10 protein-coding genes and 1 pseudogene are annotated in these 13,975 nt (G+C 72.7%); 8 read left to right on the top strand and 3 right to left on the bottom strand.

Annotated features, from left to right (window positions below; all coding sequences use genetic code 11):
• The first annotated feature begins 75 nt into the window (after nucleotides 1-75).
• From ACFU5O_RS19260 to ACFU5O_RS19250, 3 genes are all read left to right on the top strand, one after another.
• Nucleotides 76-1,122, top strand: a complete 1,047-nt coding sequence (locus ACFU5O_RS19260; protein WP_384241897.1) for a class I SAM-dependent methyltransferase — start codon at nucleotides 76-78, stop codon at nucleotides 1,120-1,122.
• A gap of 484 nt (nucleotides 1,123-1,606) precedes the next feature.
• The gene (gene rpe / locus ACFU5O_RS19255; protein ID WP_384241895.1) at nucleotides 1,607-2,290 is read left to right on the top strand and encodes a ribulose-phosphate 3-epimerase; all 684 of its coding nucleotides are present in this window, start codon (nucleotides 1,607-1,609) and stop codon (nucleotides 2,288-2,290) included.
• A 75-nt stretch (nucleotides 2,291-2,365) separates the two neighbouring features.
• Nucleotides 2,366-3,412, top strand: a complete 1,047-nt coding sequence (locus ACFU5O_RS19250) for a sugar-binding transcriptional regulator (protein ID WP_384241893.1) — start codon at nucleotides 2,366-2,368, stop codon at nucleotides 3,410-3,412.
• On the opposite strand, the gene ACFU5O_RS19245 is transcribed toward ACFU5O_RS19250, so the two are convergent.
• Both ACFU5O_RS19245 and ACFU5O_RS19240 read right to left on the bottom strand, forming a co-directional pair.
• Nucleotides 3,354-4,553 carry an amidohydrolase family protein gene (locus tag ACFU5O_RS19245; protein WP_384241891.1) on the bottom strand — a complete coding sequence of 400 codons (1,200 nt, stop codon included), beginning with the start codon at nucleotides 4,551-4,553 and terminating at the stop codon, nucleotides 3,354-3,356. The genes ACFU5O_RS19250 and ACFU5O_RS19245 overlap by 59 nt on opposite strands.
• 534 nt (nucleotides 4,554-5,087) lie before the next feature.
• Nucleotides 5,088-6,173, bottom strand: a pseudogene (locus ACFU5O_RS19240) (glutamine synthetase); the annotation flags it as partial.
• Nucleotides 6,174-6,347: 174 nt separating this feature from the next.
• Between ACFU5O_RS19240 and ACFU5O_RS19235 the strand changes: the two are divergent.
• The 4 genes from ACFU5O_RS19235 (at nucleotide 6,348) to ACFU5O_RS19220 (ending at nucleotide 9,616) form a co-directional block, all read left to right on the top strand.
• The gene (locus tag ACFU5O_RS19235; protein ID WP_384241888.1) at nucleotides 6,348-6,743 is read left to right on the top strand and encodes a ribonuclease domain-containing protein; all 396 of its coding nucleotides are present in this window, start codon (nucleotides 6,348-6,350) and stop codon (nucleotides 6,741-6,743) included.
• On the top strand, nucleotides 6,740-7,084 hold the full coding sequence (locus tag ACFU5O_RS19230) for a barstar family protein (RefSeq protein ID WP_384241885.1): 345 nt from the start codon (nucleotides 6,740-6,742) through the stop codon (nucleotides 7,082-7,084). Before ACFU5O_RS19235 ends, ACFU5O_RS19230 begins: the two co-directional genes overlap by 4 nt.
• A 444-nt stretch (nucleotides 7,085-7,528) precedes the next feature.
• A complete protein-coding gene (locus tag ACFU5O_RS19225; protein WP_384241883.1) occupies nucleotides 7,529-8,992 on the top strand; it encodes a GuaB1 family IMP dehydrogenase-related protein in 1,464 nt (487 codons plus the stop codon).
• A gap of 126 nt (nucleotides 8,993-9,118) precedes the next feature.
• A complete protein-coding gene (locus ACFU5O_RS19220; RefSeq protein WP_384241880.1) occupies nucleotides 9,119-9,616 on the top strand; it encodes a GNAT family N-acetyltransferase in 498 nt (165 codons plus the stop codon).
• Here ACFU5O_RS19220 and ACFU5O_RS19215 read toward each other — a convergent pair.
• Nucleotides 9,600-10,661, bottom strand: coding sequence for a GDSL-type esterase/lipase family protein (locus ACFU5O_RS19215; protein ID WP_384241877.1), 1,062 nt, complete (start codon nucleotides 10,659-10,661; stop codon nucleotides 9,600-9,602). The two genes, ACFU5O_RS19220 and ACFU5O_RS19215, sit on opposite strands and share 17 nt — an antisense overlap.
• A 373-nt stretch (nucleotides 10,662-11,034) precedes the next feature.
• Here ACFU5O_RS19215 and ACFU5O_RS19210 point away from each other — a divergent pair, with 373 nt between their 5' ends.
• Nucleotides 11,035-13,947 carry a nitrate- and nitrite sensing domain-containing protein gene (locus ACFU5O_RS19210; protein ID WP_384241874.1) on the top strand — a complete coding sequence of 971 codons (2,913 nt, stop codon included), beginning with the start codon at nucleotides 11,035-11,037 and terminating at the stop codon, nucleotides 13,945-13,947.
• Nucleotides 13,948-13,975: the final 28 nt, after the last annotated feature.

Genomic DNA, 13,975 nt, shown 5'->3' with positions numbered 1-13,975 from the left:
GCGCCGTGAAAGGCCGCGCGCCGACCCTTTCTGTTGTGACCGGCACCAGCCGGTACAGATGGAAGGAGACCCGGGATGAATCAGGACAAGGTGACGGAGTTCCTCGGACGGTTCGTGGCGGACCTGGGCGCGACCGGAGCCGCCGGCTCGGTGGTGATCGGCCACCGGCTCGGCCTCTACCGCGCACTTGCCGAGGGCCCGGCGACGCCCGGGCAGTTCGCGGAGCGAACCGGGTGTCACCCGCGCTACCTCACCGAGTGGCTGCGCGGCCAGGCCGCCGGCGGATACGTGAGCTACGACCCGGCGACCGGTGCGTTCTCGCTGACCGAGGAGCAGGCGTACTGCCTGGCCGACCCGAACGGTCCCGATGTGCCGGCCGCGTTCCTCACCGTGCTCGGATATCTGCGCGCCGAATCGCGGATCACCGAGGCGTTCCGTACCGGCGCCGGGGTCGCCTGGCACGAGCACGACGAGGACGTCTTCGTCGGGTGCGACGCGTTCTACCGGCCCGGCTACGTGGCCGAGCTGATCCCGAGCTGGATCCCGGCGCTGGACGGCGTCGACGCGAAGCTGACCGCAGGGGCCCGGGTTGCCGACCTCGGCTGCGGTCTCGGCTCCTCGTCGCTGCTCCTCGCCGAGTCCTACCCGCGTACCACCGTCGTCGGCTCCGACTACCACGCCGAGTCGATCGAGCTTGCGCGCAAGAAGGCCGCGGAGGCCGGGGTCACCGACCGGGTCACCTTCGAGGAGGCGAGCGCGCAGACCTTCAGCGGCACGAACTACGACCTGGTGATGATGTTCGACTGCCTGCACGACATGGGTGATCCGCTCGGAGCCGCCCGGCGGGTGCGGGAAGCGCTGGCACCGGACGGCACATGGCTGCTGGTGGAGCCGTTCGCCTCCGAGAAGGTCGAGGACAACTTCAACCCGGTCGGCAGGCTGTACTACAGCGGCTCCACGTTCCTCTGCGTGCCCAACGCTCTCTCCCAGCAGGGCGGCCACGCCCTGGGCGCTCAGGCGGGTGAGGCCGCTGTCCACCAGGTGATCGCCGAAGCCGGCTTCACCCGGTTCCGCCGCGCCGCGGAAACCCCGTTCAACCTGGTCTTCGAGATCCGGCCGTAACCCTCGGCCCGGGAGCGCCGCTCAACCCCTGTGGTCGCGGCGCAGCCCCCGCACCGATCGGCTGCCCGGGCGCTCCTGAGCGCCTGGGTGAAGGTCTCCCCGGTGCTGACCGTCGGCCCACCGGTCGGCACCGCGACCGGACCGGTGCAGCGGGGGCCGTGCGCAGGACGCACGCACTGCGGCTGCTGACGTCGGGCGGGACGGACGGGTGGTTGCGGACCCGCTTCGCGTAGGCGAAGCGGGTCCGGCCCCTCAGCCGCATGGAGCCGAGGCTGTCGGAGCCGCCGCCCTTCGTGCGCAGATCGATGATCACGCCTCGAGGCGGGCCGTGCGCTCCCGGGTGACGACCGGACGTCCGGCTGCCGGCCTCTCCGCGGCGGAGCCCCCTTCCCATGACCCGCTGTCCTGCCCCCGGGCCCCCGCTCCGGGGCCTTCGGCCCGCACCGAGGAGGGGAAGCGGCCGGGAACATGGCAGTCTTGGCTCATGGCCCAGATCAACCCCAGCATTCTGTCCGCCGACTTCGCCCGTCTCGCCGAGGAGGCGAAGGCCGTCGAAGGCGCCGACTGGCTCCACGTCGATGTCATGGACAACCACTTCGTGCCCAATCTGACGCTGGGCGTTCCGGTCGTCGAGTCGCTCAGCCGCGCCACCGACACGCCGCTGGACTGCCATCTGATGATCGAGGACCCGGACCGCTGGGCTCCGCAGTACGTCGAGGCCGGCGCCGGTTCCGTCACCTTCCATGCGGAGGCCGCGGCGGCGCCCGTACGGCTGGCCCGCGAGATCCGCGCGAAGGGCGCGCGCGCCTCGATGGCGCTCAAGCCCGCAACACCCATCGAGCCGTTCGAGGACCTTCTCCCCGAGCTCGACATGCTGCTGATCATGACCGTGGAGCCCGGCTTCGGCGGCCAGGCCTTCCTGGACATCATGCTGCCGAAGATCCGCCGCACCCGGGAGCTGATCGCCAAGCACGGGCTCGAGCTGTGGCTCCAGGTCGACGGAGGTGTCTCTGAGGTGACGATCGAGCGATGTGCGGAGGCGGGTGCCGATGTCTTCGTGGCCGGTTCGGCGGTGTACGGAGCGGAGGACCCCGCCGAGGCGGTTCGCTCACTGCGTGACCAGGCGGCCCGGACGATCGCATCGGCACCCTGGGCATGCGACCACTGAGCCACGCTTACATGAACGGGGCCCGACCGGGCTGATCGACAACCTCCGGATCTGACAGGATGACGGTTCCGGAGTGTGAACAGCAGTGAGGAGATCGCGGTGTCTGCTATGTCGGCGGGACGGCCAGCCCTGCGGATGGGACCCGCGGAGCTGGTGCAGGCGGCGGCCATGGCCCGCCGTTTCTACCTCGAGGGCAAGTCCAAGATCCAGATCGCGGAGGAGTTCGGCGTCAGCCGCTTCAAGGTGGCGCGGGTCCTGGAGACGGCTCTCGAACGCGACCTCGTGCGGATCGAGATCCGCGTCCCCGCCGAGCTGGACGCGGAGCGCTCCGACGCGCTGCGCGCCCGCTACGGCCTGCGGCACGCGGTGGTCGTCGAATCCCCGGCGGAGGGCGAGGACGAGTCCCCCGACCCGGAGAACCTCGGCGAGGTCGCCGCGGATCTCCTCGGGGAGCTGGTGGCAGAGGGCGATGTGCTCGGCCTCGCATGGGGACGATCGACGATTCATATGGCAGCGGCGCTGGACCGGCTGCCGCCGTGCACGGTCGTCCAGCTGACGGGTGTGTACGACGCGGGGACCGCCGAGCGTGGCTCGGTGGAGGCGGTGCGGCGCGCCGCCCAGGTCTCCGGCGGCGAGGCGCACCCGATCTACGCGCCGATGCTGCTGCCCGATCCGGCGACGGCGGCCGCCCTGCGCAACCAGACGGGCATCGCGCGCGCCTTCGAGTACTTCGACAAGGTCACCGTCGCCTGTGTCTCGATCGGCTCCTGGGAGCCGGGCATCTCGACGGTCCACGACATGCTCACGGACGAGGAGCGCGCCCACTACGCCTCGCTCGGCGTCGCAGCGGAGATGTCCGCGCACCTCTTCGACGCGGACGGCCGCCGGGTCGGCCGCGACCTCGGCGAGCGCTGCATCACGGTCGAGGCCGACCGGCTGCGCCGCATCCCGGAGGTCGTCGCGATCGCGGGCGGGCAGCGCAAGGCGGCGGCGATCGGCGCGGTGCTGCGGTCGGGGCTCGTCACGAGCCTGGTGACGGACACGTCCGCGGCGGACTTCCTCCTCACCGAGTCCCTCCCGGGGCCGCGGCCGGCCCTGGAGCGGGCGGACCCGGACGACTGACGGGTCCGTCCTCGCCGCCCCGCGGTTCGCCGGTCACCAGGCCGTACAGGCGGCGGGCGTTCCCGGCGGCCAGCAGATGCGCGACGCGTCCGGCGTCCTCGTCCGACCAGGCACCGGAGGACGTCCAGGTGTCGAGAAGGCGCTCGAGGGCCTCCGCGAAGACGCGTGCACCCACCACATACAGCTCGGGCAGTCCGAACGCGTCGCTCGAGTAGAGGAGCTTGCCGAACGGGGTGAGCTCCAACGCCTCTGCGAGTACGGCTCCGGCTCGGGCGCCGGTGTGGGAGAGGGCCAGGCCGACATCCGCGTACACATGTGTGAACACGTGGGCGAGGTAGGCCGCGTGCCGGTGGTACGGGTAGCCGTGGAGCAGCACGAGCGGGCAGCCGTACGGCGCGACGGCCCGGATGAATGCGGTCAGCAGCAGTGGATCGCAGCGGTCGAGACGCAGGTCGGGGTCGCCGAAACCGGTGTGGAGCTGGAGCGGCAGCCCGGTGCGGACGGCCGACCAGAGCAGATGGCGCAGCAGCACCGGGTCGGTCAGCCGTCCGCCCGGAGGGCGTTCCTCCAGCCAGCGTGACGCGGCCTGGTGGACCTCCGCCGGGGTGGGCGGGTCGGGTTCGAGACCCAGGCCGTACCGGTACGCGGCGATCGACTTGAACCCGGCGGCCGTGCGTGCAGAGGCCGTGACGGCATGGTCGAACACCTCGAGGAACGTCAGCGGATCGTGGCTCGCGTCCGCCGTCCGTTCGGCCAGAGACTCCAGGCGTACGATCGCATGCGCCTCGCCGCCGCCGAGCTCCGCCAGTTCCGTGGGGCCGGTGAGATCCCCGGGCAGCCCCGTGTCGACCAGATACATGCCCGTGCCGCTCGCCCGCAGAAGCCTGCTCGTCGACTCCGCGCTGCCGAGTTCGCGGCGGCGCTCCAGGTATCGCTCGGGGGGACAGTGGGCCTCCAGCCCGAGCAGCGGAGGGCACCACCGGCGGACCGCGAACCCCAGCTGGGTGTCGAAGAAGCTCGTGCCGGGCGCGGCCGGGGCGTCCGACTCCGTGAGGTACGAGGCGAACCCCTCCACGTCCGGGCCGTGGCGCAGCACCCCGTGACAGTGGTGGTCGACCAGCGGCGGCAGCGCGAGCGGCATTCAGTACCGTCCTCGGGTCGCGTCGGCGATCTCCTGCGGGGTCCTGCCGTCGAAGAGCTCGGTCTCCGCTCTGCGTACGGCGATGACGGCCTCGAACAGTGCGTCGCCGAGCGCCTCCCGCAGCACCTTCGAGCGGGTGAAGTGCTCAAGTGCTTCGGGCAGCGACCGCGGCAGCCGCTCCGGCGCGTCGGCGGATCCGACGCCGGCGCCGGGCACGGCCCCGCCGCCCGCGGCGGTGTGCGCTGCGGTGCTGCTCGTGACTGCGCCGGCGTCGGGGTCGGGCGTGGCCCCTGGGCCCGTGGCGGGTGCCGTCCCGCCGCCCTCTTCCGTGCGGCCGTCATGCGCTGCTCCGGAGCCTTCTCCGCCCCCGGCGCCTGCTGCCGCCGCGCCGGGTGCCGTCCCGCCGCCAGACACGGCGCCCTGCGGTTCCGCGGCGGCCTGCGAAGGCCCGCCGCCCGTGGTGGATGATGCGCCGGCACGGGCCTCGCCCGTTTCCCGTGCGGGCGCGCCCTCCTGGACGGCGTCCTGCGCCGTCGCCGGATCGCCCTGTACCGGGGGCGGCAGGGTGGTCTTCGCGTCCAGACCCGCCAGGCCCGCCGCGACGACCGCGCCCACGACGAGATACGGGTTGGCCGCCGGGTCGAAGCACTTCACCTCGGCGTTCGCGCCGTCCGGGTCGTCCGGTGCGCCGGTGATGAAGCGAAGGGCCGCCTCCCGGTTCTCCAGGCCCCAGCACCGGAAGACGCCCGCCCAGCGGGACGGCTGGAGGCGCAGATAGCTCGCTGGGGAGGGGGCGCCGATCGCGAGGAGGGCGGGGAGCGCGTCCAGGACGCCCGCCAGGAACGCCTCGCTCTCGGCGGTCATCCCGAACGGGCCCCGACCGCCCCGGCACAGGTTCTCCCCGTCCCGCCACAGGCTCAGATGGAGGTGGCCGCCGTTGCCGACCTTCCCCGCCTCGACCGCGGGACCGAACAACGGCGTGAGCCCGTGGCGCAGCGAAACCGCCCGCACCGTCTCACGCACCAGCACCGCGAGATCCGCCGCGCCCACCGGGTCGGACGGGGCCACCGAGACCTCGAACTGCCCGGCCCCGTACTCGGGGTGGATCTGCAGCACCTCGACGCCCTGTGCCGCCAGCGCCCGCAGCACCTCCTCGAGGTAGTCGGAGAGCTCGACGACCCGTGCCATCCCGTAGGCGGGCCCCTGGCCCGGGTAGGCCCCGTCCCGTTGCACGATCCACTCGGTCTCGAACCCCATCCGCAGTTCGATGCCGCGCTCCGCCGCCCGCCTGGCCATGCGCCGTGCGAAGAGCCGCTGGCAGGCGGCGTAAGGCCGGCCCTGCTGGTCGTAGCGGTCCACGGGCGCCCACGCCCAGCCCGGTTGTCCGGCGAGCACCGTGAGCCGTTGGAGGTCCGGCACGAGTCTCAGGTCGCCGTCCGGGCCCCCGATCCGGCGGCTCGTGGTGATCGAGTCGTCCACCAGATAGACGTCGAAGACGGGGGACATGCCGACGCCGCGCGACGCGACCTGTGGCAGACGGCCGACGGGGACGGCTTTGACCCGGGTGAGGCCGGCGTTGTCCACCCAGGTCAGGGCCACGCCGTGGACGCTCTCGGCCATCAGCCGGGACGCCTCCTGGCGGGCCGCCTGGCGTGCGTGCCGACGGGCCTGCTCGCCGGCCTCGCCGGCCTCGCCGGCCTCGTGGGTCTGGTCGCTGTGCTGCACGGGGCATTCCCTACCCGCCCGGCCCCACCTTCACCACCTTCACCGCCGGACCGTGCCAGCATCGGCGGCATGCTGCACCGGCCGCTCCTCCGCCGCGCCATGGCGCTGCTCGTCCTCCTGGGTGTCCTGCTGGCCGGTTGCTCGGCCGCCTCAGAGGTGCGGAGCCCGGCCCCCACCTCGACGCCTGCCCTCGGGTCGGTCCGGGCCGCCGAGCTGCCGCCCGAGGCCCGTGAGACGCTGCGCCTGATCGACCGGGGAGGACCGTTCCCGTACGCCAAGGACGGTGCCACCTTCGGTAACTTCGAGGGAATTCTGCCGGGGCAGCGCCGCGGCTACTACCACGAGTACACCGTCCGCACTCCCGGCGAGCGCGACCGCGGAGCCCGCCGCATTGTCACGGGGCAACGCGGCGAGATCTACTACACCGACGATCACTACGAGACGTTCAGGGAGGTGCTCCGATGAGGAACGACCCCCTCGCAGCACTGTTCGGTGCCGTCCCCGGCCGGAACGTCACCGTGCTCGACCTGCACGGGGTGACGGACAAGGCCGCCTTCATGGAGCGTTGCGCGGCCGACCTGGAGCTGCCCGCCTGGTTCGGCCGCAACTGGGACGCCCTCGCGGACTGCCTCACGGATCTCCCGGGGAACGAGGGCACGCTCGTCCTCATCTGCCGCTGGCAGGAGTTCGCGGCCGCCTGCCCGCGCGAATGGGAGACCGCCCAGGAGGTCTTCGCCCATGCCGTCGACGGCATGCCGGGACGGCTCGCGGCGCTGGTCGCCCTGGGCGGATCCCCGCAGAAGTAGGCACCCCGGCAGGCGTAGGCAGTGTCCGCCAGGTCCCGCCCCGTTCGGCGATCCCCCGGGGCTGCCCCTGGGGGGTGACCCCAGGCATGCACTCCGCCGTAGCCCTTCGGGCACGGGTGGGTGTCCAGGCGAAGCCGGGGGAGTGCCCCCGGCACCGGAGGCCCCAGGCCCTGCCTCCAGGGCGGAGGGAGCTGCTCCTGCCTGACACGGCCTTGGCCGGATTCCCCTTCCGCCGGGGCCGCGGCGGGGCGCTCACGAGCGCCCCGGGGCGCGTGGCTCGCCGCTTCCTCCCATGTTCGGGTAATCTCTCGATGTAAGGCAGGTTCCTACTTCTGCCTGATACAGAGCCCCCGTACCTCGTTGGAGGAATATACGAACGCGGGGGCGTTTTGCTGTGTCCTTGTGGGAGTGACCTGCGCCGTTTCGCGTGAAAATGTGAGACTTATGCGTTTCCTTGAGCCTGGCACCGGACGGCCCGTGGCATCATCTCCGGTCCCCTACGACCTGACCTACGACGATGTGTTCATGGTGCCGAGCCGATCGGCTGTGGGCTCCCGTCAGGGTGTCGACCTCGCCTCCCCGGACGGCACCGGAACCACCATCCCCCTGGTCGTCGCGAACATGACCGCGATCGCGGGCCGCCGGATGGCCGAGACCGTCGCCCGCCGCGGCGGCCTGGTCGTCATCCCGCAGGACATCCCGATCGAGGTCGTCACCGACGTCATCTCCTGGGTCAAGACCCGCCACCGCGTGCTCGACACGCCGATCATGCTCACCCCGCACCAGACCGTCGCCGACGCGCTGGCCCTGCTCCCGAAGCGCGCGCACGGCGCGGGCGTCGTCGTCGACGAGGAGCAGCGCCCGGTCGGAGTCGTCACCGAGCACGACCTGTCCGGCGTGGACCGCTTCACCCAGCTGTCCGAGGTCATGTCCAGGGACCTGCTGCTCATCGACGCGGACATCGACCCGCGCGAGGCGTTCACGACCCTGGACAACGCCAACCGCAAGATCGCGCCGGCGGTCGGCAAGGACGGCCGGCTCGAGGGTGTCCTCACCCGCAAGGGAGCCCTGCGCGCCACCCTGTACACCCCGGCCACGGACGACCGGGGCAGGCTGCGGATCGCCGCGGCTGTCGGCATCAACGGAGATGTGGCGGGCAAGGCGAAGCAGCTCCTGGACGCCGGCGTCGACACGCTTGTCGTCGACACCGCGCACGGCCACCAGGAGTCGATGATCTCCGCGATCAAGGCCGTCCGGGGACTGGACCCCCAGGTACCGGTCGCCGCGGGCAACATCGTGGCCGCGGAGGGCGTCAGGGACCTCATCGAGGCCGGCGCGGACATCATCAAGGTCGGTGTGGGCCCGGGTGCCATGTGCACCACCCGCATGATGACCGGTGTGGGCCGCCCGCAGTTCTCCGCCGTTCTGGAGTGTGCCGCAGAGGCGAAGAAGTACGGCAAGCACGTCTGGGCCGACGGAGGCGTCCGTCACCCGCGCGACGTCGCCATGGCGCTCGCCGCCGGTGCGTCCAACGTCATGGTCGGTTCCTGGTTCGCGGGCACCTACGAGTCCCCCGGCGACCTGCAGCAGACCGCCGACGGGCGGCTGTACAAGGAGTCGTTCGGCATGGCGTCCGCGCGTGCCGTCCGCAACCGTACGAGCGACGAATCGGCGTACGACCGGGCACGCAAGGCGCTCTTCGAGGAGGGCATCTCCACCTCGCGGATGTTCCTCGACCCTGCTCGCCCGGGCGTCGAGGACCTGATCGACTCGATCATCGCGGGCGTCCGCTCCTCCTGCACCTACTCGGGTGCCGGCTCCCTCGAGGAGTTCGCGGAGCAGGCCATCGTCGGCATCCAGAGCGCCGCCGGTTACGCCGAGGGCAAGCCGCTGCACGCCAGCTGGTGAGCCCTGGGCCGACTCCGATCCGGCCCGGCCCGGCACCCGCCGGTCGTACACCTGCCCGGCGCGTTCGCACGACGGCCCCCGGGGAATTCTCCCCGGGGGCCGTCGGCGTTCCCGTACGGTCGGCGCATGGAGATCGCACCCTGCCGCGCCGAGGATCTGCCGCTGCTCGATCTGCACATGCCCTCCAACAGCGCGGACTCCCACCATGCCGCCCGCTGTCTGCGCCAGGAGGCGGGCGCGAGCACGTACCTGGTCGCCTGGCGCGACGGCGCTCCCGTGGGCCGGGGCGAGGTGCGCTGGACCGGCTGCGCCGCGCCCGAGGTACGGGCGGCACTCGGCGACTGCCCGGAGCTGAACGGGCTGGCCGTGTGGCCGGAGGCGCTCCGGGGACAGGGCATCGGCACCGCGTTGATCCGTGCCGCCGAGTCCCTCGCGCGAGAGCGCGGCAAAGACCTGCTCGGCCTCGGTGTCGACCGCGACAACCCGCGTGCCGCGGCCCTGTACGCGCGGCTCGGATATGAGCCCGGCGTGCCGTACACCGACCGCTGGGCGTATACCGGCGAGGACGGCGCACGACACGAGTGCGCCGACTCGTGCACCTTCCTGGTCAAGCGACTGGGCTGACGGCAGGGGCGGCGAACCCGGCGCCGCGCAGGGCGTCCGCCACCGCCGACGCGATCAGGGCGTGGCCGGCGTCGTTCGGATGCAGCCCGTCCGCCAGGTGGTCCGCCGTCAGCACACCGCGGCCCGGGAGCAGCGCCAGCCGCTTGTCGCCCGCCGCGACAAGGTCCCGGGCCGCGGCCTCCATCGCCGTCCGCAGCTCGGCGAGCGTGGCTCCCACGGCGTTGGGCGTCGATTCGGCGGCGGGGCGCAGCAGAGGGGACATCAGCAGCAGGGGCATGTCGGGGTGACCCTGCCGTACGAGGGTGACGAACGCGCGGACCGTCTCGTACAGCAGGGTGGCGTTGTAAGGGATCCCGGACCAGCAGTTGGTGCCGAACGCGAGGGTCAGCAGATCGGCGGGGAGGGATGCGAGCTGCTGTGCCGTGGGGAGTTCGCCGCGCGCGGCGCCCGCGTAGCCGAGATTGACGGTGTCCAGCCCGAGGGCCCGGCCGGCGGCGGCCGGCCACGAGTGGGCGGGCCGGGTGGACCACCAGCCCTCCGTGATCGAGTCGCCGTGGACGAGCCAGCGGGGCCTCGCAGGGCCGGGGCCGATCGTCCCGCCGACGCCGCGCAGAGCGAGGATCACGGGCGACTGGGACTCGGGCGGATGGATCGTGAACGGTCCCTCGCCGGGCGGGAGTCCGATCGTGACCGTCGCCTCCTCCGCGGGCTCGGTGACCGACTCGTGCACGCAGCGGTCGCCCCGCCAGAGCGAGAAGCAGTGGGCGAGGTCACGCAGTGAGTCCCTGGGTCCAGGCACATGCGCCCGATAGCGCACCTCGACCGCGTGTGCCCCGTCGGGCACGGTGAACTCCAGCCGTACGCCGATCGGCAGCGCGGCGCGCTCGCGGGTGTCCCACGGCAGCCGCGCCAGATCGGCGGGATCGGCCCGCACCACGCGCTCACCGTCCCGCCAGGCGACACCCCGGAGGAAGGGGGCCGGGTCGAGCCAGGTCGTCCCGGCGGACCCTGTGGGCCTCTTGTCTGGCGTCTTGTCCGGCGTCATGTCGGCCTCCGGTCGTCGGGTACGGGGAACTGACTCCTACCCCGCTCTCCACAACGTGTGTGTGCGGCGGCCCTGCCCCGCCGCCGGACCGTGGCGGGGACTGCGGGCCGGGGCAGCGTCGCAGGGTCCCTGCCCGGGTGGCGGTTGCCAGCCGAAAGGTTCTTTGGCATATGCCTTTCTCCCGGTCTCGCGCAGTAACGGTGGCTCTGGGGCGCCTTGCGGCAGGCTTCACGAAGTGTCGGTGGAAGCCCGCGGACGGGACAGTCCCTGTTACCGCCAGGAGCGTTGCGCCGTACGCTCCGGATCGCGTAGCTTGACTGCCTCTTACCGACTGGTAACCACCTGTCACCGCCCTTGACGCTCTGGGGAGCCCATGCGCCGGCGATTGCGCCGTCCGACGATCCGCGGCCGGATCGTCGCCCTCACCGTGTTGCCGATCATCGCGTTGTTGACGCTGTGGAGCTTTGCCATGGTGTCGGTGACCGGAGACCTGCGCGCTTTGATCCGGCTGCAGGGCATCTACGAGAGCTTCGGCACTCCGGTGGACACGGCGGTCGGGCAGATCCAGATCGAACGCAGACTGGCGGCCGCGTATCTGGGCGCGGGGGAGCGAGCGGGCGGTTCGGCCGACGCCGCCGCGTTCCTCGCGCAGCAGCGCAGGACCGACCGTGCCGTACAGGCGATGCACGACGCCATCGGCGACGAGGGGCGCCGCGACGGTCTCAGCGCCCGGCAGCGCCAGTCGCTGGACGAGATGGCCGATGCCGCCGCGCGCATCGACGGCCTTCGGGAACAGGTCATCGAGCGGTCCGTCTCCTGGAACCAGGCCGTCGACGAGTACACCGTGATCGTCGAGCCGACCTTCGACGTCCAGTCCACGCTCACGGCGCTGCAGGCCGGACAGCTCGCGCGTGAGGCGCAGGTCGTGGTGGAGATGGTGCGGGTACGGGAGTTCGTGTCCCGGGAGGACGCCCTGGTCGCCGGCGCCCGGGCCGCGGGCAGTCTCAGCGACAGCCAGTACGACATGCTCACGGCCACGATCGAGGACCGGCGGGTCTTCCACCGCACGTACGTCGCCGACCTCCCGGCCAACTCGCGCAAGCTGTTCACCGACTTCCAGCAGACCTCCGAGTACCGGGCGCTGACCGTGGGGGAGGACGCGCTGCTACGGGCCGGGGCATCCGGCGCGGGCAAGGCGATAGCGGCCGATTCCTGGCGCACGACGACGGACCGTGCGGTCAAGAGGTACATGCTGCTGTGCACGCAGTCGGCGCTGAACGCGGCCGACCGGGGGCGTGCCTTCGCCTACCGCGAGATGGTCAAGGCGGCGGTGGTCGGCGGCGTCGGGCTCATCGCCGTCGTGGTCTCGATCTGGCTGTCGGTGTCGGCCGGGCGGCGCATCGCACGGCGGCTGGAGGAACTGCGGGACGCGGCAGACGTGCTGGCGACACGTCAGCTGCCGGATGTGATGGAGCGGCTCTCGGCGGGCGAGGACGTGGACGCGGCTGCCGCGGCTCCCCCTCTCGACTTCGGCGACGACGACCAGCAACCCGACGAGATCGCCCAGGTCGGGCGCGCGCTCAACGCGGCGCGCCGGGCGGCGGTCGAGGCGGCCGTCAAGCAAGCGATGCTCAGGCGCGGAGTGTTCGCGGTGCTGCTGAACATCGCGCGGCGCAACCAGGCGCTCGTGCACCGCCAGGCGAAGCTGGTCGACACGCTCGAACGCCGTACGAGCGATCCGGACACGCTGGAGGACCTCTTCCGCATCGACCACCTGACGACCCGGATGCGCCGTCATGCGGAGGGCCTGATCATCCTCTCCGGATCGGCGCCCGGACGCAGGTGGCGCAGGCCGGTGCCGCTCGTCGACGTCGTGGCGGCGGCGGTCGGCGAGATCGAGGACTACACACGGGTCGTCATCCCGCCGATGCCGACGATCGGCGTCGGCGCGGAGGCCGTCGCCGATGTGGTGCACCTGATCGCCGAGCTGGTGGAGAACGCGACCGCGTTCTCGCCGCCGCACACCCAGGTGACGATGCGCACGGGCGGCGCCCGCAACGGCTTCGTCCTCGAGATCGACGACCGCGGCCTCGGCATGGACCGCGACGAACTCGCCCAGGCCCACCGCACACTGGCCCGCCCCGGCGACTTCGACCCCGTGCAGGACGAGCGCCTGGGCCTCTACATCGTCGGCCGCCTCGCCGCCCGCCACGGCATCACGGTGACCCTCACCAGGTCCCCGTACGGCGGCACGACCGCGGTCGTGCTGCTCCCGAACTCGCTCACGTCCCCGGTGGACCCCGGAGCGGCCCCTCTGCCCGCGGACGCCGATCACGAGGATGTCCCGCCGGCGCCGACGGAGGTCACGGGAGCCGTCGTCCACGCGCTGCCGACGCGGGCGCGGCAGTCGGCGCCCGAGGTTCCGCCGCAGCGCGACGCGCCGGAACCGGCGCCCGCCCGCTCCTCCCGTGCCGGCGTCACCGTCCCGGTGGGCCTCCGGGCCGTCGGGGAGGGTTCGGGGGCTCGGACGCTTCCGGCCGGTCCGGACGAGCCCGCACCACATGCCGACGGTGGCCCCGCCCGCGTACTGCCCCAGCGGGTGCGGCCCATGTCGGTACCGCCCGGCCCTGCGGACGGACGGCCCGCGTCGCACGCCGAGGACGAGCCCGGTGCCAAGGCGGAGCACGCGTCGCCGGGAGATCCGTCGGAGGAGCCCCGTACGTCCGCGGAGGGCGGCGCCACGTCGCGCACGCTGCCCACCCGCGTACGGAGGACGCCGTCCGCGGAGCCGCAGAACGATCCGGCGGGCACACGTCCGGCGGCCGAGCCCGCCGGACCCGCCGGTCGGAGCCCCTGGCAGGCCGGCGGCGGGTGGGGAGTGGCCTCGGCGCCTGCCGGCGTGGGCGGCGGCGAGTCCGCTCCGGCCGGCGAGCGGGCGGCGGCACCGCGCGCCGAGGACCGCGGGACCCCGGACGGCGGGCTGCCGTCGCGTGAACCGGCTGAGCGGGCCGGAGCGGTGGCCGAGGCGGACTCGCCGTCCGCGCGGACCTCCGAAGACGGGGCCGGCCTCCACACGCTGCCCAAGCGCGTCAGGCAGGCCTCCCTCGCGGTGCCCCTGCGGGACGGGCCTGGCGGGACCGCGGGGGAGGAGCCCTCGCGGGATGTCAGCGCCGAGGAGATGCGTGCGATATTCGGGGCGTTCCAGCGAGGCGTCGACCGGGGACGCAGGAGTGATCCGGCCGTGGGGGAGAGCATGAGTGACGAAGGGACGGGCCGCGATGCGTGACCAGGGCGACCACGAGGCCGAACAGGCC

Origin of the sequence: Streptomyces sp. NPDC057445, assembly GCF_042802855.1 — a bacterium.
Taxonomy (GTDB): domain Bacteria; phylum Actinomycetota; class Actinomycetes; order Streptomycetales; family Streptomycetaceae; genus Streptomyces.
The sequence above is the reverse complement of the archived record's forward strand: the minus strand, read 5'-3'. Positions and strand labels throughout refer to the sequence as shown.

Coding starts and splice junctions, on each gene's coding strand:
- ACFU5O_RS19220 (WP_384241880.1), top strand. CDS start 9,119: ATGGAGATCGCACCCTGCCGCGCCGAGGATCTGCCGCTGCTCGATCTG.
- ACFU5O_RS19245 (WP_384241891.1), bottom strand. CDS start 4,553: ATGCCGCTCGCGCTGCCGCCGCTGGTCGACCACCACTGTCACGGGGTG.
- ACFU5O_RS19210 (WP_384241874.1), top strand. CDS start 11,035: ATGCGCCGGCGATTGCGCCGTCCGACGATCCGCGGCCGGATCGTCGCC.
- ACFU5O_RS19230 (WP_384241885.1), top strand. CDS start 6,740: ATGAGGAACGACCCCCTCGCAGCACTGTTCGGTGCCGTCCCCGGCCGG.
- ACFU5O_RS19215 (WP_384241877.1), bottom strand. CDS start 10,661: ATGACGCCGGACAAGACGCCAGACAAGAGGCCCACAGGGTCCGCCGGG.
- ACFU5O_RS19225 (WP_384241883.1), top strand. CDS start 7,529: ATGCGTTTCCTTGAGCCTGGCACCGGACGGCCCGTGGCATCATCTCCG.
- ACFU5O_RS19235 (WP_384241888.1), top strand. CDS start 6,348: ATGCTGCACCGGCCGCTCCTCCGCCGCGCCATGGCGCTGCTCGTCCTC.
- ACFU5O_RS19260 (WP_384241897.1), top strand. CDS start 76: ATGAATCAGGACAAGGTGACGGAGTTCCTCGGACGGTTCGTGGCGGAC.
- rpe (WP_384241895.1), top strand. CDS start 1,607: ATGGCCCAGATCAACCCCAGCATTCTGTCCGCCGACTTCGCCCGTCTC.